We start from the raw sequence: 25,338 nt of genomic DNA, 5'->3' as shown, positions 1-25,338 counted from the left end.
ACTATTCAGCTTCAAACATGGCCAGAATATCCTGTTCAGTCAGCATCGGTGTTTTTTCCGCAAAATTGTAATATGCCGGTTTGCTGTCGGTATAAATCTGCATTGAGAGGCGGGATTCTGTTGTCTCCCCCAGCAGTGCCGCAGAGACATAATACTGATCTGCCGGTTTCAGATAATAAAACAGGTGTGTCCCGCACTCGCGGCAGAAACAGCGGTCGCCCCACTCAGAGGAGTGATAACGGGTAATATATTCCTCACCACTGAGCGTAACATCACTGCCGCAATCCACAGACATAAACGGTGCGCCATTCCATTTTCTGCACATGCCGCAATGGCAGACAGAAACATCGTGTACCGGCTTCGGCACAGATACTGTTACTTTACCGCACAAACATTGACCCTGAACCATGTTCTGTCTCCTGTATATAATCAGGTTGTTATTGATTAACTTCAGTGTTTTTCCGTGATGAAAACTGAAAAACGGAATCTGTGACCCGCTTTCTGTCATGCAGACACGATACACTATCAGGATATTACCACCGGTATTATATCGCCATGGTTATTGTTATTTTTTCCGGGGATCCCCGCTGACAGAATCGGAGTATGTGATGATTGTTTTAATTACAGGTGCAACAGCAGGTTTTGGTGAGGCATTTGCCCGTAAATTTATTGAGAACGGCCATACCGTTATCGGCACCGGCCGCCGTATTGAGCGCCTGGCGAAACTGCAAAAAGAGTTCGGAAGCAAATTTTTCCCGCTGGCTCTGGATATGACAGACAGCCCGGCGGTCGATAATGTGATTAATTCACTGCCTGAATCCCTGCGCGAAATTGATATTCTGGTCAATAACGCCGGTCTGGCGCTGGGTATGGAAACCGTTGATAAAGGTAATCCGGCGGAATGGGATGTGGTGGTGGACACCAATATCAAAGGGCTGCTGCATATGACCCGTGCTATTCTGCCGGGGATGGTGGAAAGAAACCGTGGTCATATCATTAACTTAGGCTCAACCGCCGGGTCATGGCCGTATGCAGGTGGTAATGTTTACTGCGGAACCAAGGCATTTGTCCGTCAGTTCAGCCTGGCACTGCGTGCCGATCTGGCCGGTAAAAAAATCCGTGTGACTGACATTGAACCGGGCATGGTCGGTGGCACAGAGTTCTCCGGCATCCGCTATCGCGGAGATGAGGAGAAAGCCGCCAATACCTATAAAAATACCGATCCGCTGATGCCGGATGATATCGCGGAAGCGGTTTTCTGGGTTGCAACATTGCCGCCGCACGTAAATATTAATACTATGGAAATGATGCCGGTCTGTCAGTCATTCGCCGGGCTGAGTGTGCACCGCGAAGGCTGAAACCACCACAAAAGATAAGCCGGTATCCGTATAATCAGGTAATTTTCTTAAATTACCTGAAATTATCGCTGAAAAACGTTGTCTTTTATTGGTGCATTAATACACTTTGCTATAATGCTCACGATCAGAATGACGTTTGCAGGTTTGAACTTTGAGGAAAACACGACAATGACTAACTCCATGCTCAAAAAGTGGTTTATCGCGACCGCCTTTGCTGCACCTTTCATGTTTGCAGCTCATGCAGGCGCGGCCACCACCAATTGCAGCCCCGGCAGCACTTGTGTGGTCAGCGGCGGCGATACTGCACTTGAAAAAGAAAGAGCACGCCAGGAAAAAGAGCAATGGGATGATACCCGCTCCCTGCGTCAGAAGATCAACCGCCGTGCGGAAAAAGAGTTCGACAAAGTTGACCGTGCTATTGATTCGGAAGATGCATGTTTAAAAAGCACGGTTGTTACCGCGTATTGGGAACCTAATACGCTGCGCTGCCTTGATGCAAATACAGGGCGTGAAGTTTCCACTGGCTGGAAATAAAGACATTTAAGGATAAATGATGAAAAAACTGATTGCGCTCAGTGCTGTTCTCTTTGCCGTTTCGCCTGTTATGGCGCAGGCATCCTGTGAAAGTGTGACTGAGGAAATTTCGCAGAAAATCATCAGCAATGGTGTTCCTGCTGACGGTTTTACACTGACTGTGGTTCCGGCTGAAGAAGCGGCACAGGCAGAAGGTCAGGTTGTGGGTAACTGCGACAACGAAACTCAGAATATTATTTATCTGCGTAAATAATAACTCGCTGTCAGGTTTTGACCATTAAAAAGGGCTGATTTATTTATCAGCCCTTTTGTATTTCTGACCGGAAACTCAGGATGCGGCTAATGCTTCACCCCAGAGCATCTCAATCTGCTCTTCATTGAGGTAATGCGACAGTTCCCGCTCTTCCGGACGCAGCAGATACGGGATCTCGCCCAGCAATGGTGCCGGTAAATGTGTCAGTAAGCGATCCATGACCTGTGCGTAGTGTGATAAGCCCGGGTTTATCCGGTTTGCAATCCAGCCGATAATCTCCAGACCATCATTTTTAATGGCTTCGGCAGTCAATAATGCATGGTTCACACAACCGGACTGGATCCCGACCACCAGGATCACCGGCAGTTTCTCTTTTTTTACCCAATCGGATAAAAAAGTCTCGTTATTCAGTAAATAACGCCATCCGCCGTTCCCTTCCACCACAACCTGATCCGCCAGATGACTTAATTTTTCCAGACCCTGTGATAACGCAGGAAACTGAACGTCTGCGGTTGTCTGACCATAATTACTTTCCAGCATCACCGGGTTAATATCCTGATAAGAAACATCAACTGATGATGAATCATGCAGGATCATCGCGTCACGGTTACGTTTGCCGTTCAGTGTGTCGTGGTATTCTGTCGCGATTGGTTTATAGCCAACGACAGATTTACCCAGGCGGTTGATGGCTTGCATTAAAGCCCGCGTCGCAACAGTTTTGCCGATATTCGTATCTGTGCCGGTTATAAACAAGCGCCTTAACATAGATGTTCTTCCGTTATATCAAGAGGTGCGTATCAAAATTGATAACAGAAGCAGTGTAAGACATCCGGTTTATATCAGGCTTGCGCCAGCGCAATTTTTTGCGAAAATCCTGTTTTCATAAACAAATCCCTGCCATTTATTTGTTTTATGTCAAAGATGAACACTACAGAATTACTTAACCATCCATCAGTCTGATAAGAAGTGAACCGTTATACAGTGCCTCTTTGATTAATGCCGCACCGGGCAATGTACCGCAATTAGTAAATTCACATGAAGTCATTGTCAGTTCCCGGCTGAATGCCGGTAAGGCACGCTGCGTAATCCGGGCGCGGATGGCGGGAAACAGAACAGAAGATGCCGGGTTTAAGGGTGAACCAATCAGGATAATCTCCGGATTAAAGATATTGACCATCACGGCAGCAATATCCCCGATATGCTGCCCTACCTGCTCTATCAGCCCGCAGGCTGCCGTATTACCGGCCAGTGCGGCACGGCACAGCATCTCTGCGGTCAGCGGTTGTCCCTCTGCTGAATCCAGGAACCGGGCAGCCGTTTCCAGCACATGATGCAGACCAATCTCGGTTTCCAGACAGCCGTGATTGCCGCAGTAGCAGGGTTTGCCCTGCGGGTTTATCTGCGTATGACCGATTTCTGCCGTGCTGTGACTGCCGGCATGCAACAGCGCACCATCGGTAATGATGGCAGCACCGACATTTTCATCAATCACCAGCTGGATAATATTTTTACACTCTTTCGCCGCACCAAAAAAATATTCCGCCAGAGACCAGGCTGAAATACCGTGCTGGAGGAACACCGGCATCCCGGTATGCTGATAAAGAATCTCCGCCAGCGGTAAATCAGTCAGCTGATAATACGGAGAGTGACGGATAATACCGTTTGCAGGATCAACGATGGCATCGGTGGTGATGGCAATGGCTGTCAGCCGTTCCGTTATCCGGTGGTTACGGGAAAAGAAAGTATCAACCTGTGTCAGAAACAGTGTGATAAAATCCCGGCTATCAGCCTGAAACGCAATAATATCTTCAGCCAATAATTTACCGCTCAGTTCCCGCAGCGCAAAAACCAGCTCACCCCGGTTAATACGGATACATAAAAAATGCCAGCCTTCACAATCCGTTTTCAGCCCCACTGCCGGACGACCGCGAAAGCCTAATCCCGGAAACTCTGTTTCCCGGACCAGGTGTGCATCCATCAGCTCACGGGTGATTTTGGTGATACTCGCCGGAGCAAGCTGTGCTTTTTTCGAGAGTGAAATGCGGGAAATGGGCCCTTCACGATCAATATAACGGTACACAACCCCCATATTGGTTTGTTTTATATGGTCAATATGTCCGGGCTGTGCTAAAGGTTTCACCAATAATAATCCTGTGCAGATGATGCTAAGATCTTAATTATCCGGCTAAATACACGCTTAGTAAGCGGCTTCACACAAAACTGTGAAATGATTCACAGTCAGGGGGTAAAAGCGGAACGATAAACCACAATTCCTGCTTTATTGTGCAGATATCCCTGCAATGGTGAATCAATGATCCGTTGCTCATTCCGTTTTGATGACGCATTACGTAAAAACAACCCGTCCGGGGTACGGATAATGACCCCGGCATGAGAGACATCCAGGCCCGGGCGATCAGAATAGATACCGATATAATCGCCGGTCTGTAATTGTGAAAGTACCGAAGGTGTCAGTACGGATACCGGCAGCCAGGCAATATCCCGCGATATGACCGGGAGATCAGCAATATAACGTGCGCCATTTTTTTTCTGATTCAGCATTTTATGCGTCACCCGGTAATCCGGCGACAATTGCCGGGTAATATCCTGTGCAACAGGCTGCGGTTCACTGACCCAATCCGACAAAAAATGACGGCGCTGATAATAATTTACCTCCCCGTTTTTATACCGGATGTGCATCAGTCTGTTACGGAAATCCTGTTTCAGCGGGCTGCGTTTAAGTGCTTCGGTGTAATCCAGAAAAGTGAAACAATCGAGGGCGTTCAGGTCAGCCACCAGAATTTCCGGTGATTCGGGAGAGCCAATCAGCCGGCCCGCGCGGTAAGGTACGCCCAGGAACTGCCCGGTCAATGCCGTAATATTGTCAGGCGCAATTTTGCGTGAACCATCCGGCTGATAAAAATGGCTGAGCGAGACCACGGCACCTGCGGTACCGGTATGTAAAAAAAACAGAAATGCGGTAATGGTACAAAACCGGTATCGCCGGAACATCCGAACTCCTGACAGTCAGATTCCGCTCAGCGGAACACATTATTTTTCAGCATTGCAATCAGCCGCTGGCCGGCCGGAGAGAGCGTATTGTGCTTATGGTACACCAGCCAGACCTCAGAAAATGCCTGATTTTCAGCTAAATGAATGTAACGGACACCATCCACTTTCATACGGGTAAAAGATTCCGTTACCAGTGAAACACCTAACCCGGCAGAAACCAGCCCCAAAATAGTCATGGCTTCCCCCGCCTCCTGGGCGATAACCGGCGTGACATCCGCTTTTTTCAGCAGATTGATAATCTCATCATACAGCGCCGTTCCCACATCCCGCTCAAAGAAAACCAATGGTACGCCAGTGAGCATTTCCAGGGGAATACCCGTTTTGAGGTATTTCATCAGCGGATGGTCATCATAGACCGCCAGCATAAATCGTTCTTTAAACAGCAATTCGTGGATCAGGTTATCCGGCAGCTGGGTGTTGCGCATGACACCGAAATCGATTCTGCCGCTCAGCAGCGGATTAATCTGCTGTTTGGTATTCATCTGATGCATATGAATAGCCACATCAGGGTACATTTCACGGTACTGGCGAAATGTGGCCGTAATATGACGCATAAACGGGGTTGTGGAGGTGAACCCGACAGACACCTCACCCAGCTCCCCGCGATCCATTCTGGCTGCTTTTTCAACCGCTGCCTCGACCTGAGTGCGGATTTGGTAAGCTTCACGCAGAAACATTTCGCCCGCCGGAGTCAGGCTGACATTGCGGTTATTCCGTGCCAGTAACTTAGCCGGAATTGCATTCTCAAGTGCCTGAATCTGCTGACTGAGCGGAGGCTGGGAGATATTGAGACGCTCCGCTGCCCGACCGAAATGCAGCTCTTCAGCGACCGCGATAAAATAACGCAGATGGCGGAATTCGATCATTATTCCCTCATTGAGTCGTAAAACATATCAAACAAGAGTATTAATATATTAGACAAAATACTACTATCTTTTTATGCTCACCATTATGATCCAATGCTGAGATAAGTGTATGACAGACGAGAATAAACTGATAACTGAAAACCGCGTGACCTCACCGGTGCAGAATGATCAGGTAAAGCAGCACTATATCCAGCGCGACGACAAACTGTATCTGCGTGTCACCCTCTCTTTTTTTATGGTCGGACTGGCAACATTTGCCCTGCTCTATTTTGTACAGCCGATCCTGCCATTACTGTCAGAAGATTTTTCAGTATCACCGGCACAGGCCAGTTTATCGCTTTCTCTGGCGACCGGATTTATGGCTGTCGGGCTGCTGATCACCGGCCCGCTCTCGGATGCGGTCGGACGCAAAAATGTCATGGTGATATCCCTGACCTGCGCAGCCATCTTTACTCTGCTCAGCGCATTTACCACCAGCTGGGCAGGGATCCTGATTGTTCGTTCCCTGGTCGGTTTATCACTCAGTGGTGTTGCAGCCGTGGCCATGACCTACCTGAGTGAGGAAATCCATCCCAGTTATGTTGCCCTGTCGATGGGGTTATATATCAGTGGTAACTCTATCGGCGGTATGAGCGGCCGTCTGATCACCGGGGTCATCGCAGATTATGCCAGCTGGCGGATTGCTGTTCTGGTGCTGGGAACATTTTCCCTGTTCGGTGCTTTTCTGTTCTGGCGGTTACTGCCGCCGTCACGTCACTTCAGAGCCAGTTCACTGAAACCGAAAAGCCTGTGGAAATACCTGATCCTTCACTGCCGTGATGATGGTCTGCCGTGGCTGTTTGCCATCGGTTTTATCATTATGGGCAGCTTTGTCACTCTGTTTAACTATATCGGCTACCGGCTGATGGAGCCGCCGTATCACTTCAGCCAGGCGGTTGTCGGTATGTTGTCGGTTGTATATCTGTCAGGAACTTACAGTGCCTCTAAAGCCGGTGTACTGACACGGAAATACGGCTACGGCAAAGTACTGATTGGCGCTGTCACATTAATGCTGACCGGGATTCTCATTACCCTTGGCAGCTCACTGGCAGCGGTTCTCATCGGCATGCTGGTGCTGACTACCGGGTTCTTTGCCGCCCATTCTGTTACCAGCAGCTGGGTCGGACGCCGGGCGCGGCGCGCCAGAGCTCAGGCATCCTCACTGTATCTGTTTTGCTATTACGGAGGATCCAGTATTGCCGGGACACTGGGTGGCGTTTTCTGGTCTTACTGGCACTGGGATGGTATCGGCTGGTTTATTGCCGCTATGCTGGCAACCGGTGTGCTGATTGCCCTGTATCTGAATAAGCACGCACACTCATGATACATAACCAGCACAATCAGGTAATTAATAGTGATGTCATATAAAATACCTCATCGGGTTAATTGCCGGATAACATGTAATTCCGTATATTTCCTCTGTTACGCAAAAATCCATCTTTCTGCGGCATCGGACGCCTGTCGGGTCCGCAGAAAACCCGGGTGAATGATTGATCGCGTAACAAGTACCATTGGTATTAACGTCTTCATATTTATAATCTTTCGTACCATATTATTTTTAGGTCTTAACATTCATCACCACCATTGGCATCTTTGGTGGTGATTTTTTATTTATCACATAAACTATATCCTTCTGATTAAATTAAAAATCCAATAATCACGTTTTTATTTTTATGGAATGTAAAATACCCCATAAGGTTAATTTCATTATCGTATAAACGTATCTACAGTTATAAGTGTTCCACATATTCTTTTTTCCACACAACAGAAAAATGAGGTTCATATGCTTACTCTGATATTAAGCTCTGCCCTGATGATGCCCCCTCCGCTACTTGCTAATGAGCAACTGGCACCACCACCACCAAACCTTGCTGTTTGTCACGACCAGGTTATGCCACCACAACCAAGTGACGAAGCTCCGTTTCAATAAAAAATATCCGGTTTGACATACCCTGACCAACACTGCCTATGCTGGAATGGGATCAGACAACCAATAAACAGAGATTATTATGCTTACACTTTTATTAACAGGCACCCTTTTTTTTCTTCCGCGGAATCATTTGAGTCCTGCGATATATTTGTACCTGAATATTGTTCCACCGACTGGTGGAATTAAATGGTTATATAACATATATGAGGCACATTTATGCTGACACTTATTTTAAGTAGTTCATTAATGGTTAACAGTTATTTTCCTATCCCTAAAAATGATGAGCCAAAACCGCCGGATCTCTGGGAGCCAACGTCGGCTCAGTATATTTATGATTCATGCCCCAAAGATAAACCCTATTGTCACATGCTGTGATAACAATGGGCAATATTACTGTCCATCCTGAACAAACGTTGTTTATCCATTTATTTCACACGGTACAGATAAACAGGGTTGTTCATATAAAAACTCACTGAGTATTTGCCATTAACCCACGTTTATGTGGGTTAATGTGCTTACCATCGCCCCCTTTTCTTCCATGGAAAACAAAAATTTGCTTGTACAGAGCACGTTGCTGAATTAATCTGGTATAAACATTATTGTATGTTGTAACTAAAATGGTGATGTATGCGATATGATGCAATAGTTTCTCTTACCGACTGCTTTAATCAGCTGGAATCAGCACTGAGTGCATTATGCAACGCTATCCGGCAGCATCCTTCCCCTGCGGCTGAGGTTTATCAGTTACCTGAAATACTAAAAGGTGAGGAAACCAACACCGTCAACACCATTTCCGTTATTCCTGTCAGTGGTGAAGAGGCTGTTTCGCTGGCACTATCTCACTATCAGCGTTTGTTTATCTTTGATAATGACCAGGAGGTCAGCAGTAAATCTGCCGTCCGGTTGCCTGGTGTACTGCTGATTTCCCTCTCCCCTGCACAACGGAAAATAATGCAGCAACAGCTTGATGAAGTTAACCGGCTGAAACAGCAGCTGGCCGCAATCGTGACAAAAACCTCCGGTGTGGATAAAACACAGCGCTTTGAATTTGTACACAATCAGATAAAGGGATTGATTACGCTCAATGCCTACCGGCAGATCCAGTCGGTCACCTCTCCTTCCTCAGTCCGGTTTGGCTGGGCCAATAAACATATTATTCAGAAGGTAGATCGTAACACGTTGTTATCTCAGCTGGAGGAGCAGTATCAGAATCCGCGCGCTATTCAGTCTCTGACACGCGAAGAGCGGCAGGTTTATCTGGCGAAAGAGATATCCGCCTTAAAACAGGTGCCGGAAGATGCCATACTCAAAATCAAACGACCGGTAAAAGTTCAGCCGATCGCCAGGGTCTGGTACAGTGAGGCACAAAAGCAGGTGCAGTATGCCTGCGCATCACCGCTGATTGTGTTTTGTGATAAAAATGAGGAAAAACCGGTAACGGGAATATTGCCGGATTATGATGCGGAAAACATCAAAATCCGCCACAGACCGAAAGCAAAAAAATTAATTCCTGTGATACCACGACTGCATTTGTATATGGAAGTGATGTAAAAACGGAGCCATCAGCGGCTCCGTTATGACTATCCCTGACTGCGGATTACTTCATGCTGCCGACCATATCTTCCGGGCGCACCCACGCATCAAACTCAGCTTCAGTCAGATAACCTAACTTCATGGCTGAGGCTTTCAGGGTCAGGCCTTCTTTATGGGCTTTCTTCGCGATTTCGGCGGCTTTGTCGTAACCGATATGCGTATTCAGCGCTGTAACCAGCATCAGTGATTCATTCAGCAGCTGACTGATCCGCTCGCGGTTCGGCTCGATGCCGGCTGCACAGTGCTCATTAAAGCTGCGCATACCATCGGCCAGCAGGCGGACAGATTGCAGGAAGTTATGGATCACCATCGGACGGAACACGTTCAGTTCAAAATTACCCGATGCCCCGCCGATATTAACCGCCACATCATTACCCATCACCTGAGCACACAGCATGGTCATGGCTTCGCATTGTGTCGGGTTCACTTTACCCGGCATGATAGAGCTGCCCGGTTCGTTTTCCGGAATCGCAATTTCACCGATACCACAGCGCGGACCGGATGCCAGCCAGCGGACATCATTAGCGATTTTCATCAGTGACGCTGCCAGGCCTTTCAGTGCGCCGTGAGCATGAACCAGTGCATCGCAGGCAGCCAGTGCCTCAAATTTATTCGGTGCAGTCACAAACGGCTGACCGGAGAGTTCAGCAATTTTCTTCGCCACACGCACGGCATATTCCGGATGTGTATTGAGACCGGTACCAACCGCAGTCCCGCCCAGTGCCAGCTCGCTCAGATGCGGCAGGCTGTTTTCCAGGTGTTTCAGGTTATATTGCAGCATCGCCGCCCAGCCGGAAATTTCCTGACCCAGTGTCAGCGGTGTCGCATCCTGTAAGTGAGTACGACCGATTTTCACGATATCGCGGTAAGCTTCCGCTTTCGCGGCCAGAACACTGTGCAGGGATTTCAGTTCAGGGATCAGCTGTGTGCTGACCACAATCACGGCTGCAACATGCATTGCTGTCGGGAACACATCGTTAGAGCTCTGGCTTTTGTTGACATCATCATTCGGGTGAACGATACGTTCGCCGCCGCGCTGCCCGCCGAGGATTTCACTGGCACGGTTTGCCAGCACCTCATTCATATTCATATTACTTTGTGTGCCGGATCCGGTCTGCCAGATTGCCAGCGGAAACTCTTCCGGATGTTTACCGGCAAGCACTTCATCCGCTGCGGCAATCACCGCATCCGCCCGCTCTTTCGCCAGCAGTCCCAGATCACAGTTGACAGCTGCTGCCGCTTTTTTTGTTATGGCCAGCGCAGCAATCAGATCCGCAGGCATTTTTTCAACTGAAATACGGAAATGCTCTAAAGAGCGCTGGGTCTGAGCGCCCCATAATTTGTCCGCAGGAACATCGATAGGGCCCATTGAGTCTTTTTCAATACGCGTGGCTGCCATTAGTCTCTCCTTAGCACACAAAATAAAATGGATTTAAAATCCCGAAAGTTACAGATAGACTCTGAAAACGGGCTTATTTTGCCATACTTTCATTTCCGATTATGCGATCCGGGCGGAGTTATTGCTTTATTGTTATTATCTTATTGTTAACTGTTTAAAAAGAGAGCGTTGCTATGTTAAAAATGCAGAATCAGGTGCAATTCTATGACTGGGGAAGCCATACCGCGATGACAGAAATGTACGGTTACCCTAACCCTGACAAGCAGCCAATGGCAGAATTGTGGATGGGAGCACATCCGAAAGCCAGTTCGGTGGTGACAGACTCCTGCGGTAACTCCTGCTCTTTATATGATTTTATTGCCGGTGATCCGCAGTCAGCGCTGGGGGATAAGATTAACCGCCGTTTTCACCGGCTGCCGTTTTTGTTTAAAGTACTGAGTGCTGCTCAGCCCCTGTCGGTACAGGTTCATCCGGATAAAGCTGCCGCAGAGGCCAGATTTGCCCGCGAAAACGATGCCGGGATCCCGCTGGATTCACCGGTTCGTAATTATAAGGATGATAATCATAAACCGGAGCTGGTTTATGCCCTCACCCCGTTCCGTGCAATGAATGCGTTCCGCCCGCTGGCGGACATTGCCGGGCTGCTCAGTGAGGTCGCACCGGCACATCCCGCCATCGGACGTTTTATTGCCTCTCCGTCAGAGGAAAATTTATCTGTTCTGTTTACCCGCCTGCTCTCCATGAGCGGGGAAGCCAAAGAGCGGGCAATCGCTGTGCTGAAATCCGCACTGAACAGCCGTCAGGGTGAACCGTGGGATACCATCCGTAAGATGACAGAATTTTATCCTGACGATAATGGTCTGTTCACCCCGCTGCTGCTCAACGTAGTTGAGTTAAAACCCGGTGAAGCAATGTTCCTGTATGCCCGCACACCGCATGCGTATCTTGAAGGAACCGCGCTGGAAGTGATGGCTAACTCGGATAATGTGCTGCGTGCCGGTCTGACACAAAAACATATTGATGTCGGTGAATTGCTGAATAACCTTGATTTTATACCGAAACACGCAAAAAGTTTATTTATGCAGCCGGAACATATTAACAACTCTGAAATTTTCCCGATCCCGGTTGATGATTTTTCTTTTTCAGTGATGAAACTGCATAATCAGGAAATGATTCTTGAGAACAACAGTGCTAATATTCTTTTTTGTGTGGAAGGTCATGCAGTTATCACTACAGAAACAGAACAATTAAGAGTTATCTCAGGTGAATCTGTTTTTCTTTCTGCTATAGAAAGAAAGTTTAAAATAGATGGTGAAGGAATCATTGCCCGCGTTTATAATGCTGTGTAAGTAACTTCTCTCATTTTCTCCGGGCAGTGAACCGTTTAACTGCCCGTTAATTTTGATACCGTGCGAAAACCTGCAAAATAAATCGCATATAAAGGATGGATTTCTCTATGAAAAAGTCGTTAGTTGCTGTTGGCGTTATTGTTGCGTTAGGCGCCGCATGGGGTGTGGCTTCATGGCAAACCGGTAAGGAAATTGAAGCAAACCTTGATGAGTATATCGCCAAAGCGAACAAAACAATCAAGGATAAATACCCTGATATCCCTGTTACGCTGACTGCCAAAGATTTTTCACGCGGTATTTTCAGTTCTGATGTCAAACTGATCATCAAAGAAACGAAAAAAAGCGGTGATACTGGCGGCGAAGAAGAAGAACTGGTGATCCTCAATACCATCGATCACGGCCCGTTCCCGTTATCTCAGTTTAAGAGCCTGGTCTTCTCGCCAAATCTGGCGTCAATCCACTCTGAGCTGGAAAATAATAAACTCACCAAACGGGGCTTTGATATCACCGGCGGTAAATCCCCTGTTGCAACGGATACCCGTATCAGCTACGACCAGAATTTCGATGTTGATCTTGTTGTCAGCAAAATCAACCATAAAGAAAACGGTGAAGACCTGGTATTCTCCGGTGCTGATGTGAACGTCAAATTCGATAAAGAATTCAAAAATGTCAAAGGTAAAGGCAGCAGCAATGAACTGACTTACCGTAAAGGCGAGCGCGACAGCCTTATTATGAAAGGTCTGTCTTTTGACAGCGATGTTGCCAAATCCGGTGACAGCTATTTCTACCTGGGTGACCAGAACCTGAGCCTGAAAGAGTTGGCAGTTGTTAATTACAACGATACCCTTACTCTGAAAGATCTGAAACTAAGCGGCACATCCGGCAGCAAAGATAACAAACTGACTGCAGATATTGATTACAGCCTGGGTTCAATGAGCTACCGTGATGCCAATCTCGGTGCTATCAGCCTGAAAGGTTCTCTGAAAGATCTGGATGCCACTTCCGCAAATACGCTGATGGCATCCCTGGAAGAGTACACCAAGCTGTCTGAATCTATGTACACCGAAGATTTCGACGATGCGAAAATGGAGGCACTGGATGAAAAAATGAAATCCAATGCACTGGGTCTGTTCAAATACAGCCCGTCATTCGCTATCGCGCCCCTGAGCTGGAAAAACAGCGGCGGTGAATCAAAAGTTAACCTGAACATGACCTTTAATACACTGAATGAAGAGAGCTTTAAAGCTCTGGAACGCGCAGGCAGCTTTGATAAAGTTCTGCCGGTTCTGGTGAAAGAGTTCGGTTTCAATATGGATCTGTCCAAACCGATGCTGACTGATCTCGTTGCATCTGTCATGCAGTCTCAGGGTATGGGCGCAAAAGAAGCCAAAGAACAGGGTGAGCAGGGTGTTACTCAGATGGCCAGCATGGGTGCCATGATGGAAGTCGTGAAAGTGACCGATAAAGCAATCACCATGGATCTGAAATACAGCAACAACAACATCGATTTCAACGGGAAGAAATACACCGTTGCAGAATTCCTGGAAAAATATGACCAGTACGGCGTACTGAGTGATGACAGCAGTGACGACGAAGGTTACGAGGAAGAAACAATCGAAATGGATCCTAACGGTGACGCAGTGACGTTCGGTGAAGAAGCAGTGACTTTCGGTGAAGAGCCGGCTGCTGATACTGCGGCACCTGCTGCGCAGTAATTTCACACTGTTATTATCTGTTGATCAGACAAAAGCCAGTCGTCAGACTGGCTTTTTATCATCTGAGGAATACCGCAATGATTAACCGCTCACTCCCCCTGACCGACCTGCACCGCCATCTCGATGGTAATATCCGCCTGTCCACCATTTTGGATCTTGCCCGGCAGCACAACCTGCCGCTGCCCGCTTATGAAACCGAAGCACTGCGCCCGTATGTACAGGTGATGAGCAATGAACCGGATCTGGTACAGTTTCTGAGCAAACTGGACTGGGGCGTTTCCGTGCTGGCCGACCTTGATGCCTGCCGCCGTGTGGCCGCTGAAAACGTGCAGGATGCCGTCAGTGCCGGGCTGGATTACGCTGAACTGCGCTTTTCCCCTTATTATATGGCAATGAAACACCATCTGCCTGTTGAAGGCGTGGTGGAAGCCGTACTGGATGGTGTCGCATCCGAAGTCCGTAACAGCCCGGTACGGATTAATATGATCGGTATTCTGAGCCGGACATTCGGCACAGAAGCCTGTCATGAAGAACTGAATGCCCTGCTCGCTCATCATGAACGGATTGTGGCGCTGGATATTGCCGGTGATGAATACGGTTATCCGGGCGATCTATTTACCGGGCATTTCCGCAAAGCCCGTGATGTCAACTGGGCTGTTACCGCCCATGCCGGAGAGGCCGCCGGGGCCGCCAGTATCTGGCAGGCAATCCGTGACCTGGGAGCGCAGCGTATCGGTCACGGCGTGATGGCGATTGAAGACCCTGCACTGATGGATTATCTGGCTGAACACCGCATCGGAATGGAATCCTGCCTGACCTCCAATATTCAGACCAGTACCGTACCGTCACTGGCAGCGCATCCTCTGAAACAGTTCCTGGCACATGGCATTGCCGCCACCATCAACACCGATGACCCGGCGGTTGAAGGTATTGAGATTGCCCATGAATACAATGTTGCCGCACCGGCTGCCGGTCTGACCCGGACGGAAATTGAACAGGCTCAGATTAACGGGCTGGAAATTGCCTTTTTATCCGCAGAAGAAAAAGCGGCACTGAGAAACAGAGCAGCCAAACGCGGTCAGTAAGCGCCGGCCTGCCAAACAGCGTATAAATCCCCCCGGAAGCCGGATATTTATCCCGGGGGGATACCGGGTTACCGAACCCTCTCCCACCCCGAAAATCAGCGCCATTTCCGGCTCACATGAAGTGGTAACGAACCCGCGTTTATCACCTATGGTTCGTCATAAATAAAAATAAAATCTGTACACCCGCAGTTTTCCCACATTTTCTCCTGATTGCTGTATACTTTTCTTTGCAGCCTCAACAGCTGTTTAACCTAGACAGGAGAATATCATGAACACATCATTGTTCAGTAAGACCCCGGCAGTCACGGTTCTCAACAACCGTGGTCTGACCATTCTCAACGTTGCGTATCACCGCCACCCTGAGTCACCGGATATCACCACGGAACGTATCACCCGCCACCTGTACGATACCCTGGGCTTTCTGACGCAGAGCGCCGACCCGCGCCTGGCCGGAGCCGGGCTGACGAACTTTACGTACCGGACGGATCTGCGCGGAAACGTCCTGCGTACACAGGGGACAGACAACGGTACCACCGTCAGCCTGAACGATGTTGCCGGACGCCCCTTTATGATGGTCAGTAACATCGGTACCGCAGGCAACGGTACGGATGACCGGCGTCAGGCCGTAACCCGCACCTGGCAGTATGAAGATACCTCCCTGGCCGGACGTCCGTTAAGTATTACGGAACAGGTAAACGGCGGAGCCGCACGCATCACGGAGCGTTTCGTCTATGCCGGTAATACGGATGCAGAGAAGGCTCTGAACCTCGCCGGTCAGCTTGTCAGTCACAACGATACCGCCGGACTGAAGCAGACAGACAGCATTGCCCTGACCGGTGTACCGCTCTCCGTCACCCGGCGGATGCTGAAGAATGCGGACAACGCTGATACGGTGGCTGACTGGCAGGGAGAAAATGCACCGGCCTGGAACAGCCTGCTGGACAATGACGCCCGGACCACTCTGACCACCACAGACACCACCGGCTCCGTGCTGACCACCACCGATGCACAGGGCAATACGCAGCGGATGGCGTACGATGTGGCAGGCCTGCTGTCGGGCAGCCGGCTGACGCTGAAGGACGGTTCTGAAAAGGTTATCGTGGCTTCCCTGACGTACTCGGCAGCCGGACAGAAACTGCGTGAAGAGCACGGCAACGGCGTGATAACCACATACTCATACGAACCGGAAACGCAACGCCTGAACGGCATTAAAACGGAACGCCCGGCCGGACATGCCGCCGGACTGAAGATACTGCAGGATCTGCGCTATGAATATGATCCTGTGGGTAACGTTCTGAAAGTAACCAATGATGCCGAAGAAACCCGTTTCTGGCGCAATCAGAAAGTGGTGCCGGAAAACACATACGCCTACGACAGCCTGTACCAGCTGATAAGCGCCACCGGGCGTGAAATGGCAAATGCCGGTCAGCAGGGCTGCGGATTACCGCCGCTGACCGTTCCCCTCCCCGCAGACAGCAGCACTTACACGAACTATACCCGCACATATACCTACGACACAGCCGGTAATCTGACACAGATAAGCCACCGCTCACCGGCGGCAAACAACAGTTACACAACAAAAATCACCATAAGCAACCGAAGCAACCGGGGCGTACTGAGCACCCTGACGGAAAATCCGGCAGACGTGGATGCGCTGTTCACCACAGGCGGCCAGCAGAAACAGCTGCAGCCGGGACAGAGCCTGACCTGGACACCGCGCAACACGCTGCTGAAGGTGACACCGATCGTGCGGGACGGAGAAGCAGATGACAGCGAAATCTACCGCTATGATGCGGGCAGCCGGCGCATCCTGAAAGTCAGCAGGCAGAAAACCGGCGGCAGTATACAGACGCAGCGGGTGCAATATCTGCCGGGTCTGGAGCTGCACACAACAAAAACCGGCGATACGCAAACGGAGAACCTGCAGGTGATTATCGCGGGGGACGCGGGACAGGTACGTCTTCTGCACCGGGAGAATGGCGATGACCAGATGCGCCGGAGCTACGACAACCTGATCGGCAGCAGCGGTCTGGAACTGGATGGTGAGGGAAATATTATCAGTATGGAGGAGTACTACCCGTACGGCGGTACCGCCGTGTGGACTGCCCGCAGCGTCGCGGAAGCGAAGTACAAAACCGTGCGCTACTCAGGCAGGGAGCGGGATGCCACCGGGCTGTACTACTATGGTTACCGGTACTACCAGCCGTGGGCCGGAAGATGGCTGAGTGCGGATCCTGCGGGAATAATGGACGGACTGAATCTGTTCAGAATGGTACGGAATAATCCTCTGCGATTTTTTGATACCAACGGGCTGGCACCAAGTGATGACAAATCTCAGCAGGCACTCGGCAGACCTTATATTAAAGAAGCTAAATATTTAGCTGCGGAGCAATTATCAGCTGCTGAGAAATTTTTGAATAACGCATCTGATAATGACATTGCGTTAGATATCTATAAGACATTTTTCGGGCAGCATATGGGAGAAGAAAAACTGGGTCTGTGGAAGACACAAATAAAAAGTGTGTCGGAGGGGATAAACAAACTGGATACGAAAAGAAATGTCCGGTATTCCCCGCTGAAAATAACCGCATCCGGAGAGAAATCAGAGACTGTCGCAGCCGAAGCCAATATGCAGGCATTTCAGCGGGGAGAAAAAATTTACATAGATGCTTATACTGGTGTACTGGAAAAAGTCAAAAAAAATGAAACACTGGGTGTTGATCATTTAGCGCATATTTTAATTCATGAAATGTCTCACCTCCGCCTGGACACGGAAGATATGGCGTATATCGGGGTGGCGAAAAATGAGGGATATCATGATTTAAATGCTATGCTCGCCCTTCTTGAACCAGAAAAACTACAGACCGGCAGAGGAGAGCCTGAAGAAACGCTCAAACAACGACGTGCCCGGGGAAGCCTGGATGCTGTCAGAAATGCAGACTCTTTTACAACAGCAACCCGTTATCTTGCTTATACTGCAAAAAATGCTGATTTTTATCGTCACTTTGCCGGGCAGAAAAAAACGTTCACACACGGAGCCTCGTCTCTTATCACGAGTCCGCGCTGGAGGTGAGTGTCATTGATTAACACGATGCAGGCTATCATAGTGTTTATACAGACTGTATTGTCGTTAAAAACCACCGGGATGGCAGTGTGATAAACAAGGCTGTTTTCCTTATACCGGGCGGTCAGACAGCGCCGCCCGGTATTTCTCATCACCAACTGCCGGAAGCACCGCCGCCTCCGCTGCTGCCGCCTCCGCCCCCGGACGATCCGCTGCTTCCGGAACTGCCGCCGGAGCTGCTGCTGTAACTGCTACTGTCAGAACCGGATGAATATCCGCTTCCGGCACCTGCTGTAACACCGGTTAATTTCTGTATTTCCGCTTCCTGAATACGGTATGCCGGAATTAATGCATATAACAAATAGCACAAAAACAGTGAGCCAAATACATTCAGAAAAACCAGCATCATAATACTGATGAATAATGCATCCGGATCAGGATCTCCGTCTATCAGAACCCGCGTCATTATAAAAATCAGAACCGAATAAATTAATACAGCAACTGTCTGACCGAACAGTGACGGATATATATATTTATGACGTAAAAATGCCGTCAGGCGCTTCTGAGTCAGGCGTATTGCCCGTTCGGGCTGACGTTTTTTCTTATTTTTGGATTTTGCATATTCCTCTTTCAGGTATTCAATATCGTTAACAACCTGTTTTTCTATGCTTTTCTTACGGCCGGGAGAGCCTACAAACAATGACCAGAGATACACCGTAATAAATGTCAGAAAATAAATAACGGTCAGCCGTGCGATTTTTAAAGATTCTGTTCCGGATGCATTTGATTTGATATATGCCGGTTCATTCCCGCTGATAATATCAATGGCATCAGTTACGCCCGCTTCAATCCCGGTAAAATAACGGCCTTTTTTAAATTCAGGGGTGATACGGTGACCGATAATACGGCCTGCGGAGACATCCGGCAGAATACCTTCCAGACCATAACCGACTTCAAAGCGCAGATTGCGGTCATTTACTGCCACGACCAGCAGCAGACCGTTGTTCTGACCTTTACGGCCGATTTTCCAGGTATTAAATGCACGGTGTGCGAATGTCTCAATGCTTTCCCCGCCGGTTGACGGCACAATAAACACCACAAACTGACTGCCGTCATTGCGGCTCAGTTCATACTCCGTGAGTTGCCGGTTAAGCTGTGTAAATTGCGGGCCGGTCAGAAGACCGGCGCTGTCAATAACCCGCGCCCGTTTCAGTTCCGGCAGCTGTTGCACATCCGCACGGGCAAAGAAACTGACAAAAAGAAACACAAGGCATCCTGCCATAATCCTGCTCATCATGACTCCTGTGAATGTTCTTTTCCCTGTCGCGCATAGCGCGCCGCCATCACCGCACACACCATCAGCTGGATCTGATGAAACAACATCAGCGGCAGTACCAGAATACCGACTACCGCAGGCGGGAACATCACGTTTGCCATCGGCACGCCGTTTGCCAGGCTTTTCTTCGAGCCGCAGAACACGATGGTGATTTCATCGGCCTTATTAAAGCCGAGTGCCCGTGCGCCGTACACGTTGATCACTAATACAATCGCCAGCAACCCGCACGACACCACCGCAATCTGCAGAATAGACATTGCATCAATCTGCTGCCAGATCCCCTCAGCAACCGCTTCACTGAAAGCGACATACACCACCAGCAGAATAGAGGTACGGTCTGTTTTATTAATGATTTTTTTATTGCGATCCACCCACTTGCCGATCAGCGGACGGGAAAGGTGTCCGACCACAAACGGCAGCATCAGCTGCAGTAAAATAGAACGGATAGCCCCCAGGGTATCCAGATCATGCGCGCCCTGCGTTTCCATCATAAAACCGATAATCACCGGTGATAAGAACACACCAAGGATACTGGAGGCAGATGCACTGCAAATCGCCGCCGCCACATTTCCGCCCGCGACAGAGGTAAAGGCGATAGCCGATTGTACTGTCGCCGGTAAGGCACATAAGTATAAAAAACCCATGTAAATGGCCGGTGACATCCATTCCGGCACCAGGAACTGCAAACCCAGCCCCAGCAGCGGGAAAAGGATAAAGGTACTGGAGAACACCATCAGATGCAGACGCCAGTGCCCCATCCCCGTCACAATCGCTTCCCGCGAGAGTTTTGCGCCGTGGAAGAAGAACAATAACGCAATCGCGGCGGTGGTCAGATAGCGGAATCCGGTCGCCGCACTGCCGGTTGCCGGAAAGAGTGACGCCAAAATAACAACCGTGATCATTATGACCAGGAACGGATCTAACCGCAGTTTCTGCCACCAGTTTGTCATGCGTTATTCACTTTTGTCTGCATTAAAATTAAATGATTATTTGTTACAGCGTCACTGTTCGTCCGGTTTGGTGAGATTCCATACCGGCCTCAATAATTCGGATAACTTCCGCCCCTTCCTGCGCAGTTACCGGGTTCGGGCCGTTATTGATAATCGCCTCTGCCACTTCCGCGTAATAGCGGCCATAGTGCCCGGCTTTGTTCGGATACGTCTCCGTGATCACTTCAATGCCATCCGGTGACAGGCTCAGTTCCCCGTCGCGGCTGTCATGCCCCCAATTGACACCGACCGGCATCTGTCCTGCTTTCAGCGCATTCTCCTGCGGATCCAGCCCGTACTTCACATAGCTGCCTTTCATGCCGTGAACGATATACACCGGGGATTCCGCTGCCGCGACCGTGGTGGCATGCAGTACGACTTTAACATCCGGATAGTGCAGTTGTGCATGGAAATAATCCACTGCTTCAGAACCCGGACGAATCATACCCAGATCGGCGGTGATCGCCGTTGGTTTGCCGAAAAACTGCAGTGCCTGGTCAATCAGATGAGAACCCAGATCATACCAGATACCACTGCCCAATGCGGCAGCTTCGCGCCAGCGTTTTTGCGGCTGCGGGCGGTAACGGTCAAAATGGATTTCAAAATATTTGATATCCCCGAGTTTTTTACTGTCAAACAGGGATTTGAGCGTCAGATACCCGGAGTCAAAACGGCGGTTATGATAAACAGATAACACCAGCCCTGCGTCATCCGCCTGCTTTGCCAGGGTAAATGCCTCTTCAGATGTCAGAGTAAACGGTTTATCCACCACCACGTGCTTACCCGCTGCCAGCGCCATCCGCGCCAGCGGGAAATGGGTGTCATTCGGGGTCGGGATCACGACGAGGTCAATGGCCGGATCAGCAAAAATAGCTTCCGGCGTGGCAACAACCTGCACATCCGGATAATCCGCATGCACTTTGGCCGCATCACTGCTCGCGACTTTGGCCAGTTCCATATTGGCATTATTGACAATAAACGGCGCATGGAATGTTTTTCCGGCAAAACCGTATCCGATCAGGCCCACTTTCAGTATTTTCGTCATCACTCCCTCCGGGGGATTGTCATGTTAACGGATAAAAACATGCTTTCAGAATCTGTCATCCTCCTGAAAAGTACCACTAACTGATTCCGTGACGCAAATACTGTGCCCGGTTTTCGTCAGTTTTGCCGCTTTTTCATTCTGATACACACGGTTATCCGTGCTTTCACACAATCCCGATAACCCCGGATGCCCGGGGATTGCTATTATTCACCCCGCTTACCGGGGATCCCGGTTTTTTATGTGCTTTATTTGACTGTTTTTAAAGACTCGCTTTGGGCATTGTAATGGCTGACTACTTATTACTTTTTGTCGGGACGGTGCTGGTTAACAACTTCGTACTCGTCAAATTTTTAGGATTATGCCCCTTTATGGGGGTTTCCAAAAAGCTGGAAACCGCTATAGGCATGGGGTTTGCCACCACATTTGTGATGACACTCGCCTCCGTCTGCTCATGGCTGATGGATACCTTTATCCTGATCCCGCTGGATATTCTCTATCTGCGCACACTGAGCTTTATCCTGGTGATCGCCGTGGTGGTGCAGTTCACCGAAATGGTGGTGCGTAAAACCAGCCCGGCGCTCTACCGGCTGCTCGGGATCTTCCTGCCGCTGATCACCACCAACTGTGCGGTTCTCGGCGTGGCACTGCTGAATATCAATCTGTCGCATAATTTCCTGCAATCCGCCGTTTACGGCTTTGGTGCGGCAGCCGGTTTCTCTCTGGTGATGGTGCTGTTTGCCGCTATCCGTGAGCGGCTGGCAACGGCAGATGTGCCGGCGCCTTTCCGCGGGGCGTCTGTCGGGCTGGTCACTGCCGGTCTGATGTCTCTGGCCTTTATGGGCTTCAGTGGTCTGGTGAAATTCTGATGACAATGATTTGGATTGCCGTTGCCGTACTCAGCCTGCTGGGTCTGGCATTCGGTCTGATACTGGGTTACGCCTCCCGCCGCTTCAAAGTGGAGGAAGATCCCATTGTGGATAAAATTGATGACATTCTGCCGCAGAGTCAGTGCGGGCAGTGTGGTTTTCCGGGCTGCCGCCCCTATGCGGAATCTGTTGCCAATGGCGGCGCAATAAACCGCTGTGCCCCCGGCGGCGAGCAGGTGATGCTGAAACTGGCGGATATGCTGGGCGTCGATCCGCAGCCGCTCGACGGTGACGAATCCGTACTCAACCCGGTACGCAAAGTGGCCTTTATTCATGAAGACCAGTGCATCGGCTGCACCAAATGTATTCAGGCGTGTCCGGTGGATGCGATTATCGGCGCCACCCGCGCCATGCACACCGTGGTTGAGGATCTCTGTACCGGGTGTGACCTGTGTGTCGCCCCCTGCCCGACAGATTGCATTGAGATGATCCCGGTCGCTGTCACCCCGCGTAACTGGAAGTGGGATTTAAACACCATTCCGGTCAGAAATATTCCGGCGGATACCGGCGGTACTCCTGTCAAACCTGTTCAGATTGAGGCGTCGTAAGTTTTATGTTCAATTTGCTCAATTTTCTGAAAAAAGACCGGGTATGGGATTTTGACGGCGGCATTCATCCGCCGGAAATGAAATTACAGTCCAGCCGGACACCGATGCGGGTATGCCCGGTACCGGACGAACTGATTATTCCGTTGCAGCAGCATATCGGGAACGAAGGTGATGTGCTGGTCAGCCCCGGCGATCATGTCCTGAAAGGTCAGCCGCTGACACGCGGAACCGGCCGCAGCCTGCCGGTACATGCTTCATCATCCGGCACCGTGACCGCCGTGGAGCCTTGTGTGACCGCGCATCCGTCCGGGCTGACCGCGCCGTGTGTCCGCATCCGGACTGACGGGCTGGATACCCCGTATCCGGCAGAAAAAACACCGGATTTCACCACTCTCACCAAAACAGAACTGACCGACCGCATTCATCAGGCCGGGATTGCCGGTCTCGGCGGTGCGGGCTTCCCGACCGCCAGCAAGCTGAAAGGCGGCGGTGATCTTATCCGCACCCTGATTATCAATGCGGCGGAGTGTGAGCCTTATATCACGGCGGATGACCGTCTGATGCAGGAACATGCCGGGGAAATTCTTACCGGCATCCGTATTCTGATGCACCTTCTGGAACCGGAACAGGTGCTTATCGGCATTGAAGACAATAAACCGGAAGCGATCGCCGCACTGCGCGACGTCACTGCCGGTGAAAAACAAATTTTCGTGCGGGTGATCCCGACCAAATACCCGTCCGGCGGTGCCAAACAGCTGACCAAAATTCTCACCGGCCGCGAAGTGCCGTCCGGCGGACGTTCCTCTGATATCGGCGTACTGATGCAGAACGTCGGAACCGTGGTTGCCATCAAACGCGCCATTACCGACGGCGAACCGCTGATCCGGCGCGTAGTAACCGTGACCGGCGAAGCGGTCGGATCACCGGGCAACTTCTGGACACGACTCGGTACACCGGTCCGTTTCCTGCTGCAACAGGCTGATTTCCACCCGCAGCATGAGCAAATGGTTGTGATGGGAGGCCCGCTGATGGGCTTTACATTGCCGGATCTCGATGTGCCGGTGGTGAAAATCTGTAACTGTATTCTGGCACCGACCACAAACGAGATGGAACCGTCTGCACCGGAAGAAGCCTGTATCCGCTGCAGTCATTGTGCGGATGCCTGTCCGGCCGGATTGCTGCCGCAGCAGCTCTACTGGTTCAGTAAAGGTAACGAACACGAAAAAGCAGAGCAGCATCATCTGTTTGACTGCATCGAATGCGGTGCCTGTGCCTGGGTCTGCCCGAGCAACATTCCGCTGGTGCAGTATTACCGTCAGGAAAAAGCACAGGTTATTGAGATCCGCGAAGAAGCCCAGCGCGCTGCCGATGCCAAAATCCGCTTTGAAGCCAAACAGGCACGAATGGTACGGGAAAAAGAAGCCCGTGAAGCCCGTCATAAAAGTGCGGCTGTTCAGGTGGATGAAAAAGACAGTGCTGCTATCAATGCCGCCCTTGCCCGTGTGAAAGCCAAGGACAGTAATGCAGGGATGACCATTTCTGTTAATCCGTCCGTCTTACCGGATAACAGCGCCGTAATTGCTGCCCGCGAAGCCCGTAAAGCACAGGCACGCGCACGTCAGGCAGAGAAAGCGGCACTCGCGGCGGAAACCACTCAACCGGCAACAGAAACAGAAACGGATCCGCGCAAAGCGGCTGTCGCTGCCGCCATTGCCCGTGCCAAAGCGAAGAAAGCCGCTCAGGCGGCTGAAGCACCGTCGGAAGTTGCACAACCGGCAACAGAAACAGAAACGGATCCGCGCAAAGCCGCTGTCGCTGCCGCCATTGCCCGCGCCAAAGCGAAGAAAGCCGCTCAGGCGGCGGAAGCACCGGCGGAAGTTGCACAACCGGCAACAGAAACAGAAACGGATCCGCGCAAAGCGGCTGTCGCGGCGGCCATTGCCCGCGCCAAAGCGAAGAAAGCCGCTCAGGCGGCGGAAGCACCGGCGGAAGTTGCACAACCGGCAGCAGAAACAGAAACGGATCCGCGCAAAGCCGCTGTCGCTGCCGCGATTGCCCGCGCCAAGGCGAAAAAAGCCGCGCAGGCGGCTGAAGCACCGGCGGAAGTTGCACAACCGGCAGCAGAAACAGAAACGGATCCGCGCAAAGCCGCTGTCGCTGCCGCGATTGCCCGCGCCAAGGCGAAAAAAGCCGCGCAGGCGGCTGCACAACATTCTGAAGAAACCACTGATTAATGAAGC

Annotated in this window: 21 protein-coding genes; 12 read left to right on the top strand and 9 right to left on the bottom strand. The window is 50.5% G+C overall.

Annotated features, from left to right (window positions below; translation table 11 throughout):
- Position 1: 1 nt before the first annotated feature.
- Complete coding sequence (locus tag U868_RS0109955; protein ID WP_080694342.1) at positions 2–508, bottom strand: GFA family protein; 507 nt, start codon at positions 506–508, stop codon at positions 2–4.
- 100 nt (positions 509–608) lie between these two features.
- Between U868_RS0109955 and ydfG the strand changes: the two genes are divergently transcribed.
- From ydfG to U868_RS0109940, 3 genes are all read left to right on the top strand, one after another.
- Positions 609–1,358 carry a bifunctional NADP-dependent 3-hydroxy acid dehydrogenase/3-hydroxypropionate dehydrogenase YdfG gene (gene ydfG, locus U868_RS0109950; RefSeq protein ID WP_025153159.1) on the top strand — a complete coding sequence of 250 codons (750 nt, stop codon included), beginning with the start codon at positions 609–611 and terminating at the stop codon, positions 1,356–1,358.
- 168 nt (positions 1,359–1,526) lie between these two features.
- Positions 1,527–1,892 carry a DUF1283 family protein gene (locus U868_RS0109945; protein ID WP_025153158.1) on the top strand — a complete coding sequence of 122 codons (366 nt, stop codon included), beginning with the start codon at positions 1,527–1,529 and terminating at the stop codon, positions 1,890–1,892.
- Between the two features lie 19 nt (positions 1,893–1,911).
- Positions 1,912–2,145, top strand: coding sequence for a DUF1161 domain-containing protein (locus U868_RS0109940; protein ID WP_025153157.1), 234 nt, complete (start codon positions 1,912–1,914; stop codon positions 2,143–2,145).
- 75 nt (positions 2,146–2,220) lie between these two features.
- On the opposite strand, the gene bioD is transcribed toward U868_RS0109940, so the two are convergent.
- The 4 genes from bioD to U868_RS0109920 form a co-directional block, all read right to left on the bottom strand.
- Positions 2,221–2,910, bottom strand: coding sequence for a dethiobiotin synthase (bioD, locus tag U868_RS0109935; RefSeq protein WP_025153156.1), 690 nt, complete (start codon positions 2,908–2,910; stop codon positions 2,221–2,223).
- Positions 2,911–3,085: 175 nt separating this feature from the next.
- Entirely contained in the window at positions 3,086–4,285 is a 1,200-nt protein-coding gene (gene mlc / locus U868_RS0109930; RefSeq protein ID WP_025153155.1) for a sugar metabolism global transcriptional regulator Mlc, read from the bottom strand.
- Between the two features lie 98 nt (positions 4,286–4,383).
- Entirely contained in the window at positions 4,384–5,154 is a 771-nt protein-coding gene (locus tag U868_RS0109925; protein WP_025153154.1) for an N-acetylmuramoyl-L-alanine amidase-like domain-containing protein, read from the bottom strand.
- A gap of 26 nt (positions 5,155–5,180) precedes the next feature.
- Positions 5,181–6,083 (bottom strand): LysR family transcriptional regulator, encoded by a 903-nt coding sequence (locus U868_RS0109920; RefSeq protein WP_025153153.1) that lies wholly within the window; start codon positions 6,081–6,083, stop codon positions 5,181–5,183.
- Positions 6,084–6,189: 106 nt separating this feature from the next.
- On the opposite strand from U868_RS0109920, the gene U868_RS0109915 reads away from it, so the two are divergent.
- Both U868_RS0109915 and tus read left to right on the top strand, forming a co-directional pair.
- On the top strand, positions 6,190–7,443 hold the full coding sequence (locus U868_RS0109915; protein WP_025153152.1) for an MFS transporter: 1,254 nt from the start codon (positions 6,190–6,192) through the stop codon (positions 7,441–7,443).
- Positions 7,444–8,676: 1,233 nt separating this feature from the next.
- Positions 8,677–9,600: a DNA replication terminus site-binding protein gene (gene tus / locus U868_RS0109910; RefSeq protein WP_029990974.1), complete on the top strand. Its 924-nt coding sequence runs from the start codon at positions 8,677–8,679 to the stop codon at positions 9,598–9,600.
- 46 nt (positions 9,601–9,646) lie between these two features.
- Here the strand turns inward: tus and fumC are convergent, their stop codons facing one another.
- Positions 9,647–11,041, bottom strand: a complete 1,395-nt coding sequence (fumC, locus tag U868_RS0109905; RefSeq protein WP_025153150.1) for a class II fumarate hydratase — start codon at positions 11,039–11,041, stop codon at positions 9,647–9,649.
- 173 nt (positions 11,042–11,214) lie between these two features.
- On the opposite strand from fumC, the gene manA reads away from it, so the two are divergent.
- The 4 genes from manA (at position 11,215) to U868_RS0109885 (ending at position 18,263) form a co-directional block, all read left to right on the top strand.
- The gene (gene manA / locus U868_RS0109900) at positions 11,215–12,390 is read left to right on the top strand and encodes a mannose-6-phosphate isomerase (RefSeq protein ID WP_025153149.1); all 1,176 of its coding nucleotides are present in this window, start codon (positions 11,215–11,217) and stop codon (positions 12,388–12,390) included.
- 107 nt (positions 12,391–12,497) lie between these two features.
- Positions 12,498–14,105 carry a YdgA family protein gene (locus U868_RS0109895; RefSeq protein WP_025153148.1) on the top strand — a complete coding sequence of 536 codons (1,608 nt, stop codon included), beginning with the start codon at positions 12,498–12,500 and terminating at the stop codon, positions 14,103–14,105.
- 77 nt (positions 14,106–14,182) lie between these two features.
- Positions 14,183–15,190: an adenosine deaminase gene (add, locus tag U868_RS0109890; protein WP_025153147.1), complete on the top strand. Its 1,008-nt coding sequence runs from the start codon at positions 14,183–14,185 to the stop codon at positions 15,188–15,190.
- A gap of 268 nt (positions 15,191–15,458) precedes the next feature.
- Positions 15,459–18,263, top strand: a complete 2,805-nt coding sequence (locus U868_RS0109885) for an RHS repeat domain-containing protein (RefSeq protein ID WP_025153146.1) — start codon at positions 15,459–15,461, stop codon at positions 18,261–18,263.
- Positions 18,264–18,405: 142 nt separating this feature from the next.
- On the opposite strand, the gene U868_RS0109880 is transcribed toward U868_RS0109885, so the two are convergent.
- Genes U868_RS0109880 through U868_RS0109870 form a run of 3 tightly spaced genes read right to left on the bottom strand, consistent with a single transcriptional unit; the run spans position 18,406 to position 21,624 of the window.
- The gene (locus U868_RS0109880) at positions 18,406–19,551 is read right to left on the bottom strand and encodes a TPM domain-containing protein (protein WP_025153145.1); all 1,146 of its coding nucleotides are present in this window, start codon (positions 19,549–19,551) and stop codon (positions 18,406–18,408) included.
- Positions 19,548–20,540, bottom strand: coding sequence for a bile acid:sodium symporter family protein (locus U868_RS0109875; protein ID WP_025153144.1), 993 nt, complete (start codon positions 20,538–20,540; stop codon positions 19,548–19,550). Before U868_RS0109875 ends, U868_RS0109880 begins: the two co-directional genes overlap by 4 nt.
- Before the next feature lie 43 nt (positions 20,541–20,583).
- Positions 20,584–21,624 (bottom strand): oxidoreductase, encoded by a 1,041-nt coding sequence (locus U868_RS0109870; protein WP_025153143.1) that lies wholly within the window; start codon positions 21,622–21,624, stop codon positions 20,584–20,586.
- A gap of 284 nt (positions 21,625–21,908) precedes the next feature.
- On the opposite strand from U868_RS0109870, the gene rsxA reads away from it, so the two are divergent.
- From rsxA to rsxC, 3 genes are read left to right on the top strand one after another with little or no spacing between them, the layout of a single operon-like run.
- A complete protein-coding gene (gene rsxA / locus U868_RS0109860; protein WP_015422727.1) occupies positions 21,909–22,490 on the top strand; it encodes an electron transport complex subunit RsxA in 582 nt (193 codons plus the stop codon).
- Positions 22,490–23,098 (top strand): electron transport complex subunit RsxB, encoded by a 609-nt coding sequence (gene rsxB, locus U868_RS0109855; RefSeq protein WP_024473143.1) that lies wholly within the window; start codon positions 22,490–22,492, stop codon positions 23,096–23,098. The genes rsxA and rsxB overlap by 1 nt, the downstream gene beginning before the upstream one ends.
- Positions 23,099–23,103: 5 nt before the next feature.
- Positions 23,104–25,332, top strand: coding sequence for an electron transport complex subunit RsxC (gene rsxC / locus U868_RS0109850; RefSeq protein ID WP_025153142.1), 2,229 nt, complete (start codon positions 23,104–23,106; stop codon positions 25,330–25,332).
- Positions 25,333–25,338: the final 6 nt, after the last annotated feature.

Origin of the sequence: Morganella morganii H1r (assembly GCF_000633515.1) — a bacterium.
Lineage (GTDB): Bacteria > Pseudomonadota > Gammaproteobacteria > Enterobacterales > Enterobacteriaceae > Morganella > Morganella morganii_B.
Note: the sequence above shows the minus strand (reverse complement) of the source record. Positions and strands in the feature narration are given on the sequence as shown.

Excerpts from the sequence above, each read along its gene's own strand:
- U868_RS0109955 (WP_080694342.1), bottom strand. The coding sequence starts at position 508 with ATGACAGAAAGCGGGTCACAGATTCCGTTTTTCAGTTTTCATCACGGA.
- ydfG (WP_025153159.1), top strand. The coding sequence starts at position 609 with ATGATTGTTTTAATTACAGGTGCAACAGCAGGTTTTGGTGAGGCATTT.
- U868_RS0109945 (WP_025153158.1), top strand. The coding sequence starts at position 1,527 with ATGACTAACTCCATGCTCAAAAAGTGGTTTATCGCGACCGCCTTTGCT.
- U868_RS0109940 (WP_025153157.1), top strand. The coding sequence starts at position 1,912 with ATGAAAAAACTGATTGCGCTCAGTGCTGTTCTCTTTGCCGTTTCGCCT.
- bioD (WP_025153156.1), bottom strand. The coding sequence starts at position 2,910 with ATGTTAAGGCGCTTGTTTATAACCGGCACAGATACGAATATCGGCAAA.
- U868_RS0109925 (WP_025153154.1), bottom strand. The coding sequence starts at position 5,154 with ATGTTCCGGCGATACCGGTTTTGTACCATTACCGCATTTCTGTTTTTT.
- U868_RS0109915 (WP_025153152.1), top strand. The coding sequence starts at position 6,190 with ATGACAGACGAGAATAAACTGATAACTGAAAACCGCGTGACCTCACCG.
- tus (WP_029990974.1), top strand. The coding sequence starts at position 8,677 with ATGCGATATGATGCAATAGTTTCTCTTACCGACTGCTTTAATCAGCTG.
- fumC (WP_025153150.1), bottom strand. The coding sequence starts at position 11,041 with ATGGCAGCCACGCGTATTGAAAAAGACTCAATGGGCCCTATCGATGTT.
- manA (WP_025153149.1), top strand. The coding sequence starts at position 11,215 with ATGTTAAAAATGCAGAATCAGGTGCAATTCTATGACTGGGGAAGCCAT.
- U868_RS0109895 (WP_025153148.1), top strand. The coding sequence starts at position 12,498 with ATGAAAAAGTCGTTAGTTGCTGTTGGCGTTATTGTTGCGTTAGGCGCC.
- add (WP_025153147.1), top strand. The coding sequence starts at position 14,183 with ATGATTAACCGCTCACTCCCCCTGACCGACCTGCACCGCCATCTCGAT.
- U868_RS0109885 (WP_025153146.1), top strand. The coding sequence starts at position 15,459 with ATGAACACATCATTGTTCAGTAAGACCCCGGCAGTCACGGTTCTCAAC.
- U868_RS0109880 (WP_025153145.1), bottom strand. The coding sequence starts at position 19,551 with ATGATGAGCAGGATTATGGCAGGATGCCTTGTGTTTCTTTTTGTCAGT.
- U868_RS0109875 (WP_025153144.1), bottom strand. The coding sequence starts at position 20,540 with ATGACAAACTGGTGGCAGAAACTGCGGTTAGATCCGTTCCTGGTCATA.
- U868_RS0109870 (WP_025153143.1), bottom strand. The coding sequence starts at position 21,624 with ATGACGAAAATACTGAAAGTGGGCCTGATCGGATACGGTTTTGCCGGA.
- rsxA (WP_015422727.1), top strand. The coding sequence starts at position 21,909 with ATGGCTGACTACTTATTACTTTTTGTCGGGACGGTGCTGGTTAACAAC.
- rsxB (WP_024473143.1), top strand. The coding sequence starts at position 22,490 with ATGACAATGATTTGGATTGCCGTTGCCGTACTCAGCCTGCTGGGTCTG.
- rsxC (WP_025153142.1), top strand. The coding sequence starts at position 23,104 with ATGTTCAATTTGCTCAATTTTCTGAAAAAAGACCGGGTATGGGATTTT.